This is a genomic window from Pseudomonas sp. TE3644 (genome assembly GCF_056278815.1).
In genome coordinates, this window is sequence record NZ_JBWBQF010000001.1 from 7,128,891 (window position 1) to 7,147,500 (window position 18,610).

16 protein-coding genes (1 of these 16 running past the window's edge) are annotated in these 18,610 nt (G+C 63.7%); 13 read left to right on the plus strand and 3 right to left on the minus strand.

Annotation, left to right across the window (positions count from 1 at the left end; all coding sequences use genetic code 11):
• The 6 genes from thiL (at position 1) to ACZ9GA_RS31975 (ending at position 4,159) form a co-directional block, all read left to right on the plus strand.
• Positions 1–966 (plus strand): thiamine-phosphate kinase, encoded by a 966-nt coding sequence (thiL, locus tag ACZ9GA_RS31950; RefSeq protein ID WP_457358106.1) that lies wholly within the window; start codon positions 1–3, stop codon positions 964–966.
• A complete protein-coding gene (locus ACZ9GA_RS31955; RefSeq protein WP_027982040.1) occupies positions 963–1,472 on the plus strand; it encodes a phosphatidylglycerophosphatase A family protein in 510 nt (169 codons plus the stop codon). The genes thiL and ACZ9GA_RS31955 overlap by 4 nt, the downstream gene beginning before the upstream one ends.
• A 31-nt stretch (positions 1,473–1,503) precedes the next feature.
• Positions 1,504–2,235, plus strand: a complete 732-nt coding sequence (locus ACZ9GA_RS31960) for a substrate-binding periplasmic protein (RefSeq protein WP_457358104.1) — start codon at positions 1,504–1,506, stop codon at positions 2,233–2,235.
• Between the two features lie 117 nt (positions 2,236–2,352).
• On the plus strand, positions 2,353–2,970 hold the full coding sequence (gene ribA, locus ACZ9GA_RS31965) for a GTP cyclohydrolase II (RefSeq protein WP_027982042.1): 618 nt from the start codon (positions 2,353–2,355) through the stop codon (positions 2,968–2,970).
• Complete coding sequence (locus ACZ9GA_RS31970; protein ID WP_027982043.1) at positions 2,967–3,386, plus strand: hypothetical protein; 420 nt, start codon at positions 2,967–2,969, stop codon at positions 3,384–3,386. The genes ribA and ACZ9GA_RS31970 overlap by 4 nt, the downstream gene beginning before the upstream one ends.
• Positions 3,386–4,159: a cobalamin-binding protein gene (locus ACZ9GA_RS31975; protein WP_457358102.1), complete on the plus strand. Its 774-nt coding sequence runs from the start codon at positions 3,386–3,388 to the stop codon at positions 4,157–4,159. The genes ACZ9GA_RS31970 and ACZ9GA_RS31975 overlap by 1 nt, the downstream gene beginning before the upstream one ends.
• Before the next feature lie 91 nt (positions 4,160–4,250).
• Here ACZ9GA_RS31975 and dxs read toward each other — a convergent pair whose 3' ends face one another.
• From dxs to ACZ9GA_RS31990, 3 genes are all read right to left on the minus strand, one after another.
• Complete coding sequence (gene dxs, locus ACZ9GA_RS31980; RefSeq protein WP_457358100.1) at positions 4,251–6,149, minus strand: 1-deoxy-D-xylulose-5-phosphate synthase; 1,899 nt, start codon at positions 6,147–6,149, stop codon at positions 4,251–4,253.
• A 94-nt stretch (positions 6,150–6,243) separates the two neighbouring features.
• The gene (ispA, locus tag ACZ9GA_RS31985) at positions 6,244–7,131 is read right to left on the minus strand and encodes a (2E,6E)-farnesyl diphosphate synthase (RefSeq protein WP_457358098.1); all 888 of its coding nucleotides are present in this window, start codon (positions 7,129–7,131) and stop codon (positions 6,244–6,246) included.
• Positions 7,128–7,370 (minus strand): exodeoxyribonuclease VII small subunit, encoded by a 243-nt coding sequence (locus ACZ9GA_RS31990; RefSeq protein ID WP_027982047.1) that lies wholly within the window; start codon positions 7,368–7,370, stop codon positions 7,128–7,130. The genes ispA and ACZ9GA_RS31990 overlap by 4 nt, the downstream gene beginning before the upstream one ends.
• Before the next feature lie 255 nt (positions 7,371–7,625).
• Here ACZ9GA_RS31990 and ACZ9GA_RS31995 point away from each other — a divergent pair, with 255 nt between their 5' ends.
• The 7 genes from ACZ9GA_RS31995 to ACZ9GA_RS32025 form a co-directional block, all read left to right on the plus strand.
• A complete protein-coding gene (locus ACZ9GA_RS31995; RefSeq protein WP_457358096.1) occupies positions 7,626–8,846 on the plus strand; it encodes a putative DNA modification/repair radical SAM protein in 1,221 nt (406 codons plus the stop codon).
• A complete protein-coding gene (locus tag ACZ9GA_RS32000; protein ID WP_457358095.1) occupies positions 8,843–9,667 on the plus strand; it encodes a TIGR03915 family putative DNA repair protein in 825 nt (274 codons plus the stop codon). The genes ACZ9GA_RS31995 and ACZ9GA_RS32000 overlap by 4 nt, the downstream gene beginning before the upstream one ends.
• Before the next feature lie 137 nt (positions 9,668–9,804).
• Complete coding sequence (locus ACZ9GA_RS32005) at positions 9,805–10,593, plus strand: YfaP family protein (protein WP_457358093.1); 789 nt, start codon at positions 9,805–9,807, stop codon at positions 10,591–10,593.
• Between the two features lie 36 nt (positions 10,594–10,629).
• The gene (locus tag ACZ9GA_RS32010) at positions 10,630–12,351 is read left to right on the plus strand and encodes a DUF2138 domain-containing protein (protein ID WP_457358091.1); all 1,722 of its coding nucleotides are present in this window, start codon (positions 10,630–10,632) and stop codon (positions 12,349–12,351) included.
• The gene (locus ACZ9GA_RS32015; protein WP_457358089.1) at positions 12,321–12,977 is read left to right on the plus strand and encodes a DUF1175 domain-containing protein; all 657 of its coding nucleotides are present in this window, start codon (positions 12,321–12,323) and stop codon (positions 12,975–12,977) included. The genes ACZ9GA_RS32010 and ACZ9GA_RS32015 overlap by 31 nt, the downstream gene beginning before the upstream one ends.
• Positions 12,974–17,530 carry an alpha-2-macroglobulin family protein gene (locus ACZ9GA_RS32020; RefSeq protein WP_457358087.1) on the plus strand — a complete coding sequence of 1,519 codons (4,557 nt, stop codon included), beginning with the start codon at positions 12,974–12,976 and terminating at the stop codon, positions 17,528–17,530. The genes ACZ9GA_RS32015 and ACZ9GA_RS32020 overlap by 4 nt, the downstream gene beginning before the upstream one ends.
• A gap of 1 nt (position 17,531) precedes the next feature.
• On the plus strand, positions 17,532–18,610 hold the 5' portion of the coding sequence (locus tag ACZ9GA_RS32025) for a DUF2300 domain-containing protein (protein ID WP_457358085.1). 568 nt of this gene lie beyond the right edge of the window; 1,079 of the gene's 1,647 nt are visible here — the first part of the coding sequence; it begins with the start codon at positions 17,532–17,534; the stop codon falls past the right edge of the window.

Genomic DNA, 18,610 nt, shown 5'->3' on the forward strand with positions numbered 1-18,610 from the left:
ATGGGCGAGTTTGAGCTGATCCGACACTACTTCGCCGCTGCGCCCTGTGCGCAGGCGGGCGATGGGGTGGCGCTCGGCATTGGCGACGACTGCGCCCTGCTGGCCTTGCCAGCCGGCCAGCAGTTGGCCGTGTCGACCGATACCCTGGTGGCCGGGGTGCATTTCCCCGACCCCGCCGACCCTTTCCTGCTCGGCCAGCGCGCGCTGGCAGTGGCCGCCAGTGACCTGGCTGCCATGGGCGCATCCCCCATTGGCTTTACCCTTGCCCTGACCTTGCCGTCGGTGGCCGAAGGCTGGCTGCAACCTTTTGCCGAAGGCCTGAACCGCATGGCACGCCACTGCGGCCTCAGCCTGATCGGTGGCGACACCACGCGCGGACCCTTGAGCCTGACCATGACCGTGTTCGGCGGTGTGCCCGCCGGGCAAGCACTGCTGCGTTCCGGCGCACGGCCGGGCGATCTGTTGTGCGTGGGTGGCGTACTGGGCGACGCCGCCGGGGCCTTGCCGCTGGTGCTGGGCCAGGCGCAGGCCGACGAAACCATCGGTGCACCGTTGCTGGCGCACTACTGGTCGCCATCACCGCAGTTCGGCCTGGGCCAGGCGTTGCGTGGCAAGGCTACAGCGGCGATGGATATTTCCGACGGCCTTCTGGCCGATTGCGGGCATATCGCGTCGGCTTCCGGTGTAGGCCTGGACATTGAACTGGACGCGCTGCCACTGTCGAATGCACTGCTCGGCCTGCTGGGCCGAGACGCGGCGCAGACCGCAGCACTCACCGGCGGTGACGACTACGTACTGGTGTTCAGCCTGCCGGCCGAACACTTGGCGGCGTTGCGCGCAGACGGTTGGGGCATTCATGTGCTGGGCCGGGTGCGCGAAGGGCAGGGCGTACGCCTGCTGAACGCGCAAGGCGCCGACATCACCCCGGTTGTGCGGGGCTATCAACATTTTCGGGAGACACCGTGACAGACCACCCCAAGCAGGTCCCGGCAGAAAACGTGCCGCCGTCGGTCTGGCGCAACCCCTGGCATTTCCTGGCATTCGGCTTCGGTTCCGGCACCATGCCCAAGGCCCCTGGCACCTGGGGCTCGCTGGTTGCCATACCGTTCATCCCCTTGTGGCAGATGCTGCCTGACTGGGGCTACTGGCTGATGCTGGGTATCACCATGCTGTTCGGCTTCTGGCTGTGCGGCAAGGTGGCGGATGACCTCGGCGTGCACGATCATGAAGGTATCGTCTGGGACGAAATGGTCGGCATGTGGATAACCTTGTGGCTGGTGCCCGAGGGTTGGGAATGGATACTGGTCGGTTTCCTGATGTTCCGGTTCTTCGACATACTCAAGCCATGGCCGATCCGCTGGATTGATCGGCATGTGCATGGTGGCGTCGGCATCATGCTCGATGACGTGTTGGCAGGGGTGTTTGCCTGGCTGGCGATGCAGGTAGTGGTGTGGGGCTGGCATCACTTTTGACGGTTGACGCGGTATGACAGGGAGCGTGGGCATGGCCAGATGGATGCTGATGATGGTGCTCGGGCTGCTGCTCGCGACCCGCACCTGGGCGGATAGCGCAACGCCGCCTTCGCCTATCCTGGTGGCCAGCGAGGCATGGAGCGATTACACCAACGCCGACGGCACCGGCCTTGCGTGGGATATCCTGCGCAAGGTGTTCGAACCGGCTGGCGTGCGCGTGCAAGTTCGCACCGTGCCGTACATGCGCGCGGTCGGGCTGGTACAGCGCGCCGAAGCTGACGCCTGGGTGGGCTCGTACCACGACGAGGTCGCCAACACCCTTTACCCCCGTTGGCACTACGACACCGACCACATCTACGCCCTGGGCCTGGCCAACCGGCCGTCCCCCACCCGCGACAACCTGGGCAATTACCGCCTGGCCTGGGTGCGGGGCTACAGTTTCGAGCGCTTTCTGCCAAAGATCAGGCAGTACAATGAAGTTCAGCGGCGAACCGGAATCCTGTCGATGCTGAGTCACGATCGCGCCGATTACTACATCGATGCGCAAACCGAAATCGAAGGTGTGCTCAAGGACGCCAGCAACCCGGCCCAGTTCAAAGTCACGCACATTGCCGAGTTGCCCTTGTTCGTCGGGTTTGCCGACAATCCCCGTGGTCGGGCCCTGCTGGCGCTGTTTGACCGGCGCATGGGCGAGTTGGTACCCAAGGGTGAATTGCGCCCAGTGTTCGAGCAGTGGAAGCAGCCTTATCCCTTTGCGCAATAAGCCATCAAACTTCCCGATCTTTATCCCTCATAATTCAGCCTAAGCGTCGCAACTAAGCTGCTGTTACAATGCAGGCCTTGGTTAATATTCATGTCAGATAGTTGATAGGAGCACACGGTGCCCGTCGTTTTTGTCGCCGCTTCCAAGCTGCCAACGCCTTTTGCGCAATTCACCATGCACGGTTTCCTCGATGAGAGCACCGGTCGCGAACACGTCGTGCTCAGCCTGGGCGACGTCGCCGACGGCGAGCCGGTGCTGGGCCGCCTGCACTCCGAGTGCCTGACCGGTGATGCCCTGTTCAGCCAGCGCTGCGACTGCGGCTCGCAACTGGAAGCCGCCCTGCAAGCCATCGCCCGTGAAGGCCGTGGCGTGCTGTTGTACCTGCGTCAGGAGGGCCGTGGCATTGGCCTGCTGAACAAGATCCGCGCCTACGAGCTGCAGGACGGTGGTGCCGACACCGTCGAGGCCAACGAGCGCCTGGGCTTCGCCGCCGACCAGCGTGACTACGCGATGTGCCTGCCGATGCTGGAACACTTGGGCGTGAAGTCGTTGCGCCTGATGACCAACAACCCGCGCAAGGTCAAGGCGCTGACCAACATGAACATCGTGGTGGCCGAGCGCGTACCGCTGCACACCGGTCACAACCCGCACAACAAGCATTACCTGGCCACCAAGGCCGGCAAGCTGGGCCACATGATGGGCAACGAACACCAGAGTGAGGCCGACCGGGCGTGACCCGATCGCAGGTGCGCCGCCGCCTGGCGGTAGCCTGGTGGCAGCAGGTGGCCTTCACCCTGCTGCCGTTGTTCGTCATGAGCTGGGCCTTCGGTACCAGTGACGACCTGATGCCCGTGTTGGCGATGCCGATGTTTATCGCCGGTGTCGCCTCGATGTTTCTCAGCCTGCCACGCTTCGGCGCCTACAAGCGCAGGCTGATCGCCACCCAGCAAGCCCTCGATACCCCACAGGAGCCTGCCGCCTGGATCGCCCTGGCGGCCACGCGGCGCCTGGCGTTCGTGTTTGCCGCACTGCCGGCCTGGATCGCGGCGCTGTCCGTGCTGTTCGGGCTGGAAGCGGTGCCGTTGTGCCTGTTGGCGTTCTCGAGTGTGTTGCTGCTCAGTCTTTATCGCATTCCGCGTCAGTTGGCCTGATGGCCAGGCTGCTCGCCTGTCTGTTGCTGGCGCTGTGCACCACGGCCGGCGCTGCACAGCGGGTGGTCAGTCTGGCGCCGTCGCTGACTGAAATTGCCGTCGAAGTGGGTGGTCAGGATCGCCTGGTTGGCGTGCTCGACGCAGGGCCGAGGCCGCCTGGCCTTGAGGCTTTGCCGTCAGTGGGGCATTACGGGCAATTGGATCTGGAGCAGTTGCTGGCGCTCGATCCTGATTTGATACTGCTGTGGCCGGGCAGTGTCAGCCCTGCCCAGCGCGCGCAGCTCCAGCGCCTGAAGATTGCGACCCTGGTGGCCGAACCCCATTCCCTGGAAGACCTTGCCGCGCAGATCGAACAGATCGCCCAGCCACTGGGGCAGGCTGCCCGCGGTCGTGCGCTGGCCAGCGACTTTCGCCAACGGCTGGCGGCGTTGCGCGAACGCTACCGGCGACCGGTGCCTTTGCGAGTGTTCTACCAGGTGTGGGACGTGCCGCTGTACACGGTGGGTGGCGGGCAGATCATCAGTGACGCGTTGAGCGTCTGCGGTGGGCGCAATGTTTTCGCCGAGCTGGCGCTGCCGGCGCCGCAGGTGAGCCTGGAATCGGTGTTGCAGCGTGATCCGCAGGTGATCGTGGTGCCCACTCAGGCGCAGGCAAATGCCTGGGGCAAGTGGCCGATCAGGGGGAGGGTGGTACTAGGTGATCCGGGGGTCGAGCGCCCGAGTGGGCAGCTGATCGAGGCGCTGAGTCGGCTCTGCGAGCGCATCAACCCGTAGCCGCTGCCGTCAGGCTGCGCTGGCCCTATGCCTCGCTGAAAATCTCCAGTGAACATCAGGGCCAGCGCAGCCTGGCGGCAGCGGCTACAGGTTATGCCAGGTTGAGTGCGGCCAGGCGCTTGGTGATGGCCGCTTCGATTCCGGCCTCATCCAGTCCACACTCGGCCAGCATCTGCGCCGGCTTGGCGTGTTCCACGTACACATCGGGCAAGCCCAGGTGCAGCATCGGCTTGAGCAGGTTTTCACGTGCCAGGAACTCGCTCACCGCAGCGCCAGCGCCGCCCATGATGCTGTTTTCCTCGAGGGTCACCAGCAGCTCGTGGCGGCTGGCAATGTCGCGCACCAGCGCTTCATCCAGCGGCTTCACGAAACGCATGTCGACCACGGTGGCATCCAGCTTCTCGCCCACCTTCAAGGCTTCGGCCAATTGCACGCCGAACACCAGCAGGGCGGCCTTGCTGCCTTCGCGACGAATCACGCCCTTGCCGATTTCAAGCGGCGCAAGGTCGCTGTCGATGGCCGCGTTCGGGCCGGTGCCACGCGGGTAGCGCACGGCGGCCGGGCCTTCGTACAGGTGCCCGGTGGTGAGCATCTTGCGCAGTTCGTTCTCGTCGCTCGGGGTCATGATGACCATGCCCGGGATGCAGCGCAGGTACGACAGATCGTAGCTGCCCGCATGGGTAGGGCCGTCTTCACCCACCAGGCCTGCACGGTCGATGGCGAACAGTACGTCGAGGTTCTGCACCGCCACGTCATGCACCAACTGGTCGTAGGCGCGCTGCAGGAAGGTGGAGTAGATCGCCACCACCGGCTTGGCGCCTTCGCACGCCATGCCGGCGGCCAGGGTCACCGCGTGCTGCTCGGCGATGGCCACGTCGAAATAGCGCTCGGGGTAGCGTTCGCTGAAGTCGACCAGGTCCGAGCCTTCCTTCATCGCCGGGGTGATACCCACCAGGCGCTGATCAGCGGCGGCCATGTCGCACAGCCACTGGCCGAACACCGCGGAGTACTTCGGCCCCGTGGCTTTTTTCGGTGCGGCGGGCGCGTTCAACGGCTCGAGCTTGGTAATGGCGTGATAGCCGATCGGATCGACTTCGGCCGGGGCAAAGCCCTTGCCCTTCTTGGTGACCACATGCAGGAACTGCGGGCCCTTGAGGTCGCGCATGTTGCGCAGGGTGGCCACCAGGGTCGGCAGGTCGTGACCGTCGATCGGGCCGATGTAGTTCCAGCCCAGCTCTTCGAACAGCGTGCCCGGTACCAGCATGCCCTTGGCATACTCTTCGGTACGGCGGGCGATCTCCCAGGCACCCGGCAGGCGCGACAGCACTTTCTTGCTGCCTTCACGCATGCTGGCGTAGGTACGGCTGGAGAGGATCTTGGCCAGGTAGTTGGACAGCCCGCCGACGTTGCGCGAAATCGACATGTCGTTGTCGTTGAGGATCACCAGCATGTCGGCGTTGACCTCGGGCGCATGGTTCAGCGCCTCGAACGCCATGCCGGCGGTCAGTGCGCCGTCGCCGATCACGGCAATGGCCTTGCGCCCACTGTTCTGCAGGCGCGCGGCAACGGCCATGCCCAGGGCGGCACTGATGGAGGTGCTGGAGTGGCCGACGCCAAAGGTGTCGTACTCGCTCTCGCTGCGGCGCGGGAAGGCGGCCAGGCCGTCCTTCTGGCGCAGGCTGGCCATGCGCTCGCGGCGACCGGTCAGGATCTTGTGCGGGTAGGCCTGATGGCCCACGTCCCACACCAGGCGGTCGTCCGGCGTGTCGAAGACGTAATGCAGCGCAATCGTCAGCTCGATGACGCCCAGGCCGGCACCGAAGTGCCCGCCGGTCTGGCCAACGGTATAGAGCAACTCCTGGCGCAATTCATCGGCCAGGGTTTCCAGCTCGGCTTCACCCAGTCGGCGCAGGCCGGCCGGCGTGTCGGCACGGTCCAGCAGGGGCGTCAGCGGGCGTTCGCGGGGAATCTCTTGAAACGTCGTTGGCATCAGGCGAATCGTTATAAATATGAAGTGGCGGCAGTTTAACCTATGCAGCGCTGGCTGCCCACGCGATGACGCATCGGGCTGTCAGCGCCGCTGTTTAACTGCGACGTTCGACAATGTAGCGGGCCAGCTGGCGCAGGGGTTCGGCGGCTTCGTCGAACGGCTGCAGTGCTTCCAGCGCCTGGTCGCGCAACTGCACGGCGTAGGCCTTGGCCAGGTCCAGGCCCAGCAGGGCCGGGTAGGTGGGCTTGTCGCGGGCAATGTCGGCGCCCTGGCGTTTGCCCAGGGTCTGGGTGTCGCTCTCCACGTCCAGAATGTCATCCTGGACCTGGAACGCCAGGCCGATGGCCTGTGCATAAGTCTTCAGCGCCTGGCGCTGTTCGGCAGTGGCACGGCCGCTGGCCAGGGCACCCAGCTGCACGCTGGCTTCGATCAGGGCGCCGGTCTTGTGTCGGTGCATCAGTTCCAGCGCGCTCTGGTCGAGCTTTTTGCCGACCGAACCCAAGTCGATGGCCTGGCCACCGACCATGCCGCCGGGGCCTGCGGCCTGGGCCAGGGCCATGGCCATCTGCAGGCGCACGGCTTCGTTCTGCGGGCTCAGGCGCTCATCCAGTAGGGCGCTGAAGGCCAGGCTCTGCAAGCCGTCGCCGGCCAGGATCGCGCAGGCTTCATCGAACGCTTTGTGGGTGGTTGGCTGGCCGCGGCGCAGGTCGTCGTCGTCCATGGCCGGCAGATCGTCGTGCACCAGCGAGTAGGCGTGTATCAGTTCCACGGCGCAGGCGGCGCCATTGGCCTGTTCGGCCGGCGCGCCTAAAGCCTCGCAGGCCGCGTAGACCAGCAGCGGGCGCACGCGTTTGCCGCCGTTCATCACGCTGTAGCGCATGGCTTCGTAAAGACGTGCCATTTCGGGCACCGGGGCGACAAACAATGTGCCCAAGGCAGTATCCACACGCGCCTGGCAGGCGGCCTGGTAGGTGCTGATCATTCGGGTTGTTCCGCGTCAAAGGGCTCTTGCGTCAGCTCTCCGTCGCGTTCGAGCAGGATTTGCACCTTCTGCTCGGCCTGGGCCAGGGCAGCCTGGCAGTCGCGGGTCAGGCCGATGCCTTGTTCGAAGGCGGCCAGGGAATCTTCCAGCGACAATTCACCGGTTTCCAGGCGTTCGACCAGCGTTTGCAGATCGGCAAGCGATTGCTCGAAATCCACGGAAGCTTTCTTGCGGGCCATGGCGGCTCTCTCGACAGGAGTTGAAACCGCGCGACACTAGCAGAGCGGGGCGCGTCGGGCAAATCAACGGGTGCAAAACACTGTTGCAAAGCAGTCTGTAGCCGCTGCCGCCAACTGAACATCTTCAGTGTACGCGATGGCCAGCGCAGCCTGTCGGCAGCGGCTACGCGAATCGCACTCGGGCCGGTGGTCGCAAAGGTGTTGTGAAGCAGCCTGTGCCTCTGTACTGTACATAAAAACAGTATCGAGAATCCCATGCAGCTGATCGAGAAACTCAGCATCCTCGCCGACGCCGCCAAGTACGACGCCTCGTGTGCCAGCAGCGCTGCGCCCAAGCGCAGCTCCGAAGGCAAGGCCGGGCTGGGGGCGACTGACGGCATGGGTATCTGCCACAGCTACACACCCGACGGGCGGTGCGTGTCGCTGCTGAAAATTCTGCTTACCAATTTCTGCCTGTTCGACTGCCAATACTGTGTCAATCGTCGCTCCAGCGATGTCCCGCGTGCTCGGTTCACGCCTGAGGAAGTGGTCACGCTGACCCTCGATTTCTACCGGCGCAATTGCATCAGCGGCCTGTTCCTGAGCTCCGGCATCATCCGTTCCGCCGACTACACCATGGAGCAACTGATCCGCGTCGCCAAGCTGCTGCGTGAAGAGCACCAGTTCCGCGGCTATATCCACCTCAAGACCATCCCCGAAGCGGATCCGCTGTTGATCGAGGAAGCGGGCCGCTACGCCGATCGTCTCAGCGTCAATATCGAACTGCCTACCGACGCCAGCCTGCAGACGCTGGCGCCGGAGAAACAAGTGGGTTCCATCCGCCAGGCGATGAACACCATCCACATCGGCCGGCAGGCCGTGGCCGATGAGCCCAAGGCCCCCAGCTTCGCCCCAGCCGGGCAAAGCACGCAGATGATCGTGGGCGCCGACGACACCGACGACAGCACCATCCTGCACAGTGCCGAAAGCCTGTACGGTAACTTCAAGCTCAAACGCGTGTACTACTCGGCCTTCAGCCCCATCCCCAACAGCCCGAAAAGCGTGCCCCTGGCAGCGCCGCCGCTGATGCGTGAACATCGGCTGTACCAGGCGGACTTTCTGCTGCGCAGCTACGGCTTCAAGGCTGGCGAGCTGTTCCAGGGGCCGGGGCATCTGGCGCTGGACATCGATCCCAAGCTGGCCTGGGCCCTGGAGCATCGCGATGTGTTCCCGCTGGACCTCAATCGCGCCGAGCCGGCATTGATTGCGCGTATTCCCGGTATCGGCATCCGCACCACGCAGCGGCTGGTCGAACTGCGTCGTCAACGGCGCATCCGGTACGAAGACCTCACGCGCCTGCGCTGCGTGCTGGCCAAGGCCAAGCCCTTCCTGATCACCAGTGACTACCATCCGCAGCAGGCCGAGAGCAGCAGCCTTTTACTGCGCGAGCAGCTGCGCGACCGCCCCGCGCCCCAGCAGATGGGGCTGTGGGGATGATCAGCCTTGATTGCGACGACTTGTTCGGCACCTGGCGCCAGCAGGCACGCTGGTTATTGAGCCATCAGGTAGACCCCAGTCAGGTGAGTTGGGAGGTGGCGGATCTATTTGCCACTGATCACACGCTCCCCGCAGAGCTTGGCCCCTATCAAGCGCGAGTACCCCTGGCGCTGGCCGAGCAACTGGAAGCGGCTGCCAGGTACCGGGGTGATCAGCGCTGGAGCCTGCTTTATGAAGTGCTGTGGCGTGTCAGCCATGGGGATCGCACGGCCATGCTGCCGGGTGATCGTCTGGGCAGCGAACTGCATCGGCGCATCAAGCAGGTGTCCCGCGAGGCTCATCATCTGCATGCCTTTGTTCGCTTCGTGGCCTTGGCTAATGACGATGCTGGCGATGGTCAGCCCGAGTACGTGGCCTGGCACGAGCCGGCCCATGACATCCTGGAAAGCGCCAGCAGCCATTTCATTGGGCGCATGGGGCGCCACCGCTGGTTGATCGCCACGCCCCGCGATGGCGTCTATTACGACGGGCAAGACCTTCACTACCAGCGCCAGTGCCCGCCCGTCTGGCAGCAGATGGCCCAGCAGGTCGACGATCCGCACGGTGAGCTGTGGCTGACCTATTACAGCCATATCTTCAACCCCGCCCGGCTCAATACCCGCGCCATGCAGGGGCATCTGCCCAGCCGTTTCTGGAAGCACCTGCCCGAGGGGGTACTGATTCCGGGCCTGATCAGCGAGGCGCGTACCGGCAAACAACGCGATGGCCAGGCCAGCGCCATCGGCGCCCGGCAAGGCAAACGAATTCTCGACCGGCGATGAGCACTGGTCGACATCTTGAAGTGGTAATTGGATTGTGAAAGGCGAGGCGAGTGGTTACGCTTCGCCCGCCTCGAAAACGGGCTATAAAAGGTGTCGCAGGAACTGACACCCACCACCATGCATTGCAGGAAGCACACATGCGATTTCTTCTCTGGTTGAGCGCCTTTCTCTGGGCGTCCAGCGCCCTGGCCGATACCACGGCGACCCTCGACAGCCCGGTGGGTGGCTGGCGCTACTTCGGTCTGCTCGACCGTACCGAGAACCCGCGCGTGGCCTATCCCACGCCGCCCATCGACCGTGGTATCCAGCGCAATCGCAGCATGATCGAAGGGCAGATCAAGGCCACCTCGCCGATGCGTCAGCCGCATACGCTATCGGTCAACGGCAACGCGCTTGGCCTGTATACCGATGAAGAAGGTCGATTCGCACGCCCCTATGCCTTTGGTGCCGGCTCCAATGGCGTTGAAGTGCGCAGCAGCGAGGGCAAGTCGCTCAAGCGCGTGCAGTTCTATGAAGCCAATGACCAGCGCACGCCCGCCCGTATCCGCATCTTCCTGGCCTGGGACGACCCCAAGGCCGAACTTGATCTGCACATCATCACCCCCGACGGCCAGCATGCGTTCTATGCCAACCCGGTACTGAGCAACGGCGGTGGCCTGGACACCGACAGCGTCGACGGCCCAGGCCCGGAAATGTTCACCATGACCGCGCCGATGCACGGCACCTATCTGGTCTACGTCAACTACTGGGGCAACTACAGTAATGGCGGCTATAACTTTGAGGAGCGCGGCAACCAGAACGAGGTCATCACCTCGCAGATTAACCTGGTGCTCAACGAAAACACTGTCAACGAAAAGCGCGAGAGCTTCGTCGTGCCCTTGCGTGCCATCGGCGACCTGCTGCTGGTCAAGACCTTCACTTACTGAACCCTGCACCGCATGGATGAATCGGGCTTTGCGAACATGAGCGAAAACACAGCTGTACCGGCCGCGCCTGCACCAGGCCCCGCACCTTCCACCGGCAAGCGTCGCAACACGCTGCTGGCCCTTGGGCTCTGTCTGGTGGCAGTGGCGGCGGGCGGCCTGGGTTTGTACCTGCACAAGCCCAAACCGGTGGAGCAGGCGCTGGCCATGGACCCGCTTGGCTTGAGCCATCCCGATGCGCTGCTGGAAACCCGCTCACTCAGCCAATTACCTCGTGACCTGTTGAGTGTGCCGTTCCTGCGCGAAACCCTGACCGAGGATTTCGTCTTCTATTACGAGACCCACGGCGATCGCCTGGGCCTGATCGGCAGTCTGCGGCGCATCATCTATGAGCACGACCTCAAGCTGCAGGATGATTTGATCGAAGCGCTGTTCGACCAGCCGGCCAGTGTCGCCTTGTGGCGCGGTGCCGATGGCCGTCTCAAGGACTTCGTGCTGGTGATGGACCGTGGCGGGCTGGCCAGGCTGCTCGAGCCCCTGGCTCAGGTGGCGCTGGATGACCAGCAGTTGAGCAAGGTCGGCGAGCTGAAAGTGGGGGCCGATACCGTGCCGCTCTACCGTCTGGCCTACAACGCCAGCAAGTCGCTATTGTTTGCTTCGCGTGGCGACAAGCTGGTGGTGCTGTCCAACCCTGACAAGCTCTACGACCACGACGCCACTGCCGACGTGGCCCCGGGCGCTGTGTCCAGCCAGGCCTTGGCTGCGCTGCTGGGTGGCAGCCAATTGTTCCCCGAGGCGTTCGGCTTGCTACCGATGGAAGCTGGGCTCAAACAACGCATTGCCATCAATGCCAGCGTCCTTGCCATGGGCTACCAGCGGTTTATCCCTACCTTTGGCGGTATCCGCCTGGACATGGATGACAAGGGCTGGCACAGCTACCTGGCCCTGCGCGAAACCGACAATTCGCCGGACCTGGATTTCAACCCGGTTTGGCAAGCCATGCCCGTGGGTGCCAGCGCCTGCGTGGCGCTGCCCCTGGCTACCGACCAGCAGCAACCGCTGTTGGTCAGGCTGGGCGCCGACGAGCAGACGGCCAAGGCCCTGACTGGGCACATGAGCGGTGCTGCCGGCCTGTGCTGGTACCCGGATTCGCATCTCTATACGCCGCTGCTGGTGGCTGGCCTCGATACCGCCGATGGCAACAAGCTGGACGCGGACCTGGGTCGGCTGTTCGGCAATAGTGTGGGGGCCTGGGAAAGCAAGGTGCCAGGCGGCCAGTTCCCGGTCACCGAGCTGACTGCGCCCCAGGGCCATCAATGGCAGCGTCTGGTCAGCTCCAATTTCGGCCAGTACCGCAATCGCGACGCCGAGAAGCCGGACAGCATCACCGGCAAGGGTTTCTTCAAGGTCAGCCTGGCACGGCACGGCTCGACCTTGCTGTTCTCCCTGGACGACAAACTGGTGGACAAGGCCATGGCCGCGCTCGACAAACACGTCGCGCCGCTGGCCGATATTGCCCCCAAGGATGCGCTGATGCCCATCTACCTGGGGCCCGATTCACTGGCGCAGCTGATGCAGCAGGAAACCTTCGACAGCCTGCCTCAAGATATGGAACCGGTATTCCGCAACGCGGCCCAGACCCATCTTATTCCCAGGCTGCAGAAGCTCGCCGGCTACGGTAAGTATGCCCTGACTCTGCCCAAGGGCAGCGAACCTGACGGCCTGTGGCAATGGCTGCCCTTGCAGTGGCGCGCACTGTGAGGGTCATCAGCCTGACCCTGCTGGCACTGTTGTTCAGCGCCCGCCTGCTGGCTGCGCCCACGCCTGGCCTGGATGCGCAGCAGTCACAGGTGTTCCGCGCCTGGTTCGTGCGCATCGCCGAGGAGCAACTGACCCAAGGCCCCAGCCCGCGCTGGTACCAGCAGGATTGCGCGGGCCTGGTGCGCTTCGCCGCCAACGAGGCACTCAAGGTTCACGATGACAAATGGCTGCGCGCCAACGGCTTGTCCAACCGCTACCTGCCGCCCGAGTCGGCCCTCACCGATGCCCAGCGCGGCTTGGCGCAACAGTGGCAGCAGGGCGGCGGCAAGGTCGGCCCTTACGTCAATGCCATCAAGCTGATCCAGTTCAACAGCCACCTGGTCAGTCGCGACCTGAACCAGGCGCGCCCCGGCGACCTGATGTTCTTCGACCAGGGCGACGACCAGCACCTGATGATCTGGATGGGCCGCAACATCGCCTATCACACCGGCACCACCACCCCCACCGACAACGGCATGCGCTCGGCAAGCGTGCAGCAACTCATGACATGGAAGGACACCCGATGGATACCCGACGCAGCCAACCCGAATTTCATCGGTGTGTATCGGCTCAATTTCCTGCGATGAGGACTGCCCTGATGGTGCGCGTGTGCCTTTGGCTTTTGTGCCTGCTGGCGCCATTGGGTCTGGCTCGCGCCGAGGACTCGGTGCCGGCCAGCGACTATGCGCCGTTGGCGGGGGAGAGTTTCTTCCTGCTGGCCGACAGCAGCTTCGCTACCGATGAACAGGCCATGGTGCGCCTGGAGGCGCCAGGTCGCGACTACCGCCGGTTCCGCATGGAACCATACGGTGGCGCGGACATCCGCGTGTACCGCATCGACCAGCCCCTGGAGTTTCTCAAGCGGCAGAAGAACCTGCACCGCGTGGTCAGCGAAGGTCAGTTCAAAGGTGAGGGGCTATCCAACACCCTGGCCTACCTGTGGGACAACTGGTACCGCAAATCCCGGCGGGTGATGCAGCGTGCGTTTTCCTATGAATCGCGCAAGGAAGTCACCGACCAGGTGCCCGAATTGAAGATGGGCAACGTCATTGCCAACCCCACCCAGTACGACGCCCAGCCCCAGTACGCGCCCATTCCCGGCCTGCCGCTGGTGACTCAGTTCCGCTATCCGTTGTGGCAGGCCAAGCCGATCCAACCGCCCAAGGGGGTTGATCTGGCCGGCTCGTCCAGCGAATTCATCAGCGTGTCGCCAGGCAATGTCTACATCCCGCTGGGCAAGCTCAAGCCGGGGTTGTATCTGGTGGAAGCGTTGATCGGCAAGTACCGCGCGACTACCGTGGTATTCGTGTCCAACACCGTGGCGGTCAGCAAGATAGCCGGTGACGAGTTGCTGGTGTGGGCGGCACGCAAGCATGAAGGTAGCGCGGTGGCCAAGGTCAAGGTGCTGTGGACCGATGGCCTGGGCGTGATGAGCAGCGGCGAAACCGATGCCGATGGCTTGCTGCGCCTCCAGCACGCCAGCCCAGAGCGCTCGTACGTGATTGGTGAAGACGCCGAAGGCGGTGTGTTCGTCTCCGAGAACTTCTATTACGACAGCGAAATCTACGACACCAAACTCTATGCCTTCACCGACCGGCCGTTGTACCGCCCGGGTGACTGGGTATCGATGAAAATCGTTGGGCGGGAGTTCAAGAACGCCCGGGATTCGGTGTCGCCGACGGCTGGTGCGGTGCACGTCAGCGTCATCGACGCGACCGGCACCACCTTGCAAGGCATGGATCTGAACCTGGATGCCAAGGCCGGTACCCAGGGGCGTTTCCAGTTGCCGGACAATGCCGTCGCCGGTGGCTACGAGCTGCGCTTCACCTATCGTGACCAGACCTACAGCAGCGCCTTCCGTGTGGCCGAGTATATAAAGCCGCACTTTGAAATCTCCCTGGATCTGGCCAAGCAGGATTTCCGCACCAACGAGCCGATCAAGGGCAAGCTGCTATTGATGTACCCCGATGGCAAGCCGGTGGCCAACGCGCGCCTGACCCTGAGCCTGCGCGCCCAGCAACTGTCGATGGTGGAAAACGAACTGCAGTACCTGGGGCAGTTCCCCATCGAGCTGACCAGTACCGAACTGACCACCGATGCCAAGGGCTACGCGAGCATCGAATTGCCGGCGGCCGAGAAGCCCAGCCGCTACATGCTCACTGTGTTTGCCAGCGACGGCGCCGCGTACCGGGTCAAGACCACCAAGGAAATCCTTATCGAGCGCGGCGCGGCCCAGTACCAGCTGGCAGCGCCCGAGCGTTTCAGTGCAGTCGGCGACAAGGTTGCGTTCACGTACAAGAGCGAACAACCCACCTCCATCAAGCCAAGCGCCTACACGTGGGTCCGCCTTGAAGACCAGAGCACCGGTGGCGGCAAGCTGGCGGCAGGTGACAGTGGATTCAGCGTGGCCTTCGACCGCCCGGGTACCTATAACCTCAACGTGATCGACGAGCACCAGCGCGTTCTTGGTGCCACCGGCCATTCGGTGACCGGTGATGGCGTCAAGGCCGTGCCGGGTACCGTCGAGATCGTGCTGGACAAGCCCGAATACAAGGCAGGCGACGAAGCCCTGGCGCTGATCACCTTCCCTGAGCCGGTCAGCGATGCACTGCTGTCGCTGGAGCGTGACAAGGTCGAAGCCACCGCCTTGCTGACCAAGGGCGGCGACTGGCTGAAAATCGACACCATCAGCCCCACGCAGTACCGCGTGCACATACCCGTCAAAGATGCCTTTGCGCCCAACCTGACGTTCTCGGTGCTCTACACCAAGGGCGGGGAGTACAGCTTCCAGAATGCCGGTATCAAGGTCGTCGCGCCGCAGATCGACATTGCCATCGCCACGGACAAGGAGCAGTACCAGCCGGGTGATACCGTGACGGTCGACCTGAGCACTCAATTCGCTGGCAAGCCTGTTCCTGCGCATCTGACAGTCAGTGTCGTCGATGAAATGGTCTATGCCCTGCAACCGGAAATAGCCCCGGGCATCGACCAGTTCTTCTATCACCCGCGCCGCAACAATGTGCGGACCAGCGCCAGCCTTTCCTTTATCAGTTATGACGTGGCCTTGCCCGGCAGCCCTACCGCCCCGGGCAAGGCCAACCGCAGCGAGCGCGGGGTCAAGGTGCTGGAGCGGCCACGTCGCGAAGACGTGGATACCGCAGCCTGGCAGCCCGAGTTGGTCAGCGATGCCAGCGGCAAGGCGCGGTTCACCTTCCGCATGCCCGATTCGCTGACGCGCTGGCGCATCACCGCGCGAGCGATGGCTGATGAAGGTCAGGTAGGCCAGAAGAAGCAGTTCGTGCGCTCGGCTAAACCGCTGTACCTGAAGTGGAGTGGGCCTACCCGGTTCCGCGCGGGCGACCAACCCGACCTGGGGCTGTTTGCCTTCAGCGATGCCGAACAGCCGGTCAAGGTTGAGCTGGTTGTCCACGGCAACGGCCAGGACCAGCGTCTTCCGCTGACCCTGAATAAAGGCATCAACTACGTCCCGCTGCCAGCGTCTGCCCCGGCACCCTCGGGCAGCAAGGACCTGACAGCCGAACTGCAACAGGATGGCAAAACCCAGGACGCGCTGGCCGTGCGTATCACCACCGTCGCTGATGGTTGGCAGACCGTGCACACCCAGGCGCTGGATGTGGCCGCAGGCGACATCCCCCTGGCGCTGCCGGCGGACGCAAGCAACATCCGCCTGCGCCTGGACGACAGCCCGCAGGCTCTGTTCCGTGCCAGCCTCGACGACTTGCTCGAATACCCGTGGGGCGGTGTGGAGCAGACGGCCAGTCAGCTGCTGCCGTTGAGCATCGTTTACCCCACGTTCAGCAGTGATGCCAGCGTGCGTGATCGTCTGCGCCTGATCATGCAGAACAGCCGTCTGCGTCTGATCCAGATGGCCGGCCCGCAAGCGGCTTTCACGTGGTGGGGCGAGGATGCTGCGCCCGATGCGTTCCTGACCGCTTATGCCTACTATGCCGATTGGCATGCCAGCAAGGCGCTGGGGCTGGTGCTGCCGCCTGATCACTGGCAACGCGTCATGGATGTGTACGGCAAGCGGGCAGCGATGACGCCGTTGTTGCAGCGTGCGTTGATCCTGTCCTTTGCGCGGGAGATGCAACTGCCGGTCAACACATTGCTCAGCGGTCTTATGGATGACCTGGCCAAGGCCGGCCCGGGCACCAACGCCAGCTTGCTGGATGATGGCGAGGACAGCGTGATCATGTCGGCGCCGGACTCTGCCCTTGGGCTGGCCAGCGCCAGGGTGCTGGTTGCCGGGCTGGCGCAGCAAGCCAAGGTTGCGCAACCGGAAGCCTTCACACGCCAACTGGATGATGCCCGTCAACGCGTCGCCACCAGCGCGCAGCCCTTTGCGGCGGCACTGGACCTGTCCTTGAAACCGGTCAATGCCGATCAGGCGCGGGATCTGTTGCAGCGCCTGTTGCCGCAGCAATCCACGCTGGAGCGTGCGCTGGCGCTAACCTGGCTTGCGCATAACCTGCAACAGACAGACAAAGGCTCCACCTTGGCCCCGGCTGCCGATTGGCAAGCCGGGAAGGGCGCCACCGGCAACGGTTATTGGCAGTGGCAGGGCAGCGGCGTTCCGGCCGTATTGAGCCTGACCGGTAGCAGCGAGCGCCCTGCGCGTGCGTTGCTGACGTTCGCCACCAAGCAGGCTACGCCCGGCGATCTGCCTGTGGTGGTCAAGCGCCGCTTGCTGCGTTTGGTCCCTGGGGATGAAGCGTTTACGTTCAAGCTGGAAGCCGTTGGCAACAAACCGTTGGCCAGCGACAGTCTGTATCTGGATGAAGTGACCGTCAGCACCAAGGGTGCCCCGTTGAATTTCGGCATGCTCGAGGTTCCGCTGCCGCCGGGGGCTGATGTGGAGCGCACTACCTGGGGCATCAAGCTGATGGGGCAGGGCGCAGCCGATGCTGCTCCGCTGGAGAAGGCGCGCTTTGAGCCGGGTCAATTGGCGTACGGTATCGCTGTCGACAGCCTCAGCGGTGAGCTGCGATTCCGCCACCTGATTCGTTTCTCGCAGAAGGGCCAGTTCAACCTGCCGCCCGTGCGCTACACCCAGTTGTATTCACCACAGCACCAGGCGCAAGAGAATAAGCCGGCGCTGGGCCAGGTCACGGTCAAGTAACATGACCCGTTACCTATTGTGGTTGGTGGCCTTGGCGCTTCCTGTTCTCTGTCAGGCACAGGAAGCACCGCTGCGCCTGGCTTGGCAGCATGGCCAGAGCTACGAGTTGGTGCAGTTCAACACCACCCAGGCGATCAGCCGGGCGCCGCTGCCGGCTGACCTGGAAACGCCCCTGGGCAGTCTGTGGAAGCTGTTCGTCTATGCCTGGTTGGTGGATACCGATCAGCATGAGCCGACCTACTACTGCCAAGGGGAAGACCGAGACGAGGTTTACTGCTGTACACCAGGGGGCAGCATTGCTCGCGACCCTGCGCTGGTGCATTCCTGCGGCCTGTATTTCGAACCGCGCCGGCTGAAAATCGACGCCGGGCAGTGGCGCGCTTATTGGCAGTCCCGCAATGCGCCGTCATGGCTGGTCAGCCTCGATCAGTTGCAGCCGCAGACTCGTGTGCCGGTAGCGCAGTTGCTTGGTGCGCTGCGCACGTTGCCCGCCCAGCAGCAGGCACGGCAGTTACTGCTGGATGTGGTGCTCGACGCCGCTGACGGCCAGGCGGTCGGTACGTTGGGCGGGCGTCTGCGTATCAAGACCTGGAGCTGGTTGGCCGATGGTGACGCCAAGGCGCGGCAGGGTGGTTTTGCTGGCTGGCTACAAGACGGAACACCCATTTGGGTGGGCGGGCGTGGTACCAGCCAGATGGTGCTGCGTCATTACGCGGATGTGCTCGGCCGCTTCCTGCCCGCACCTTGGCCGAAAGACGCTGGCCGTTGCGTGGAAGTCGACCTGTTTGCCCGCTATCCCTTGAAGGCTGTTATCACAACAACCGGAGCCCAGGCACCGGAGGGGGCACTGCAAGGGCATTACCGCGCGGTGTTCAACAACGGCAATGATCTGGATATCGACAGCAGTGGTGACCTCTACCTTCAACAGGACGCAGGGCAGCCACGACTGATCGCTCGTCTTGATCGCGAGGAATACGTAGCCCGGGTGCTGCAGCGCGAGGCCAAGAGTCAGCCAGCCGAAGCGGCGAAGGCCTTGGCGATTGCCATACGCACCTATCTATTGCAGAACGCTGGACGTAC

What these genes read in the sequence shown, in the direction of transcription:
- thiL (WP_457358106.1), top strand. Translation starts at nt 1, where the DNA reads ATGGGCGAGTTTGAGCTGATCCGACACTACTTCGCCGCTGCGCCCTGT.
- ACZ9GA_RS31960 (WP_457358104.1), top strand. Translation starts at nt 1,504, where the DNA reads ATGGCCAGATGGATGCTGATGATGGTGCTCGGGCTGCTGCTCGCGACC.
- ACZ9GA_RS31975 (WP_457358102.1), top strand. Translation starts at nt 3,386, where the DNA reads ATGGCCAGGCTGCTCGCCTGTCTGTTGCTGGCGCTGTGCACCACGGCC.
- dxs (WP_457358100.1), bottom strand. Translation starts at nt 6,149, where the DNA reads ATGCCAACGACGTTTCAAGAGATTCCCCGCGAACGCCCGCTGACGCCC.
- ispA (WP_457358098.1), bottom strand. Translation starts at nt 7,131, where the DNA reads ATGATCAGCACCTACCAGGCCGCCTGCCAGGCGCGTGTGGATACTGCC.
- ACZ9GA_RS31990 (WP_027982047.1), bottom strand. Translation starts at nt 7,370, where the DNA reads ATGGCCCGCAAGAAAGCTTCCGTGGATTTCGAGCAATCGCTTGCCGAT.
- ACZ9GA_RS31995 (WP_457358096.1), top strand. Translation starts at nt 7,626, where the DNA reads ATGCAGCTGATCGAGAAACTCAGCATCCTCGCCGACGCCGCCAAGTAC.
- ACZ9GA_RS32000 (WP_457358095.1), top strand. Translation starts at nt 8,843, where the DNA reads ATGATCAGCCTTGATTGCGACGACTTGTTCGGCACCTGGCGCCAGCAG.
- ACZ9GA_RS32005 (WP_457358093.1), top strand. Translation starts at nt 9,805, where the DNA reads ATGCGATTTCTTCTCTGGTTGAGCGCCTTTCTCTGGGCGTCCAGCGCC.
- ACZ9GA_RS32010 (WP_457358091.1), top strand. Translation starts at nt 10,630, where the DNA reads ATGAGCGAAAACACAGCTGTACCGGCCGCGCCTGCACCAGGCCCCGCA.
- ACZ9GA_RS32015 (WP_457358089.1), top strand. Translation starts at nt 12,321, where the DNA reads ATGGCTGCCCTTGCAGTGGCGCGCACTGTGAGGGTCATCAGCCTGACC.
- ACZ9GA_RS32020 (WP_457358087.1), top strand. Translation starts at nt 12,974, where the DNA reads ATGAGGACTGCCCTGATGGTGCGCGTGTGCCTTTGGCTTTTGTGCCTG.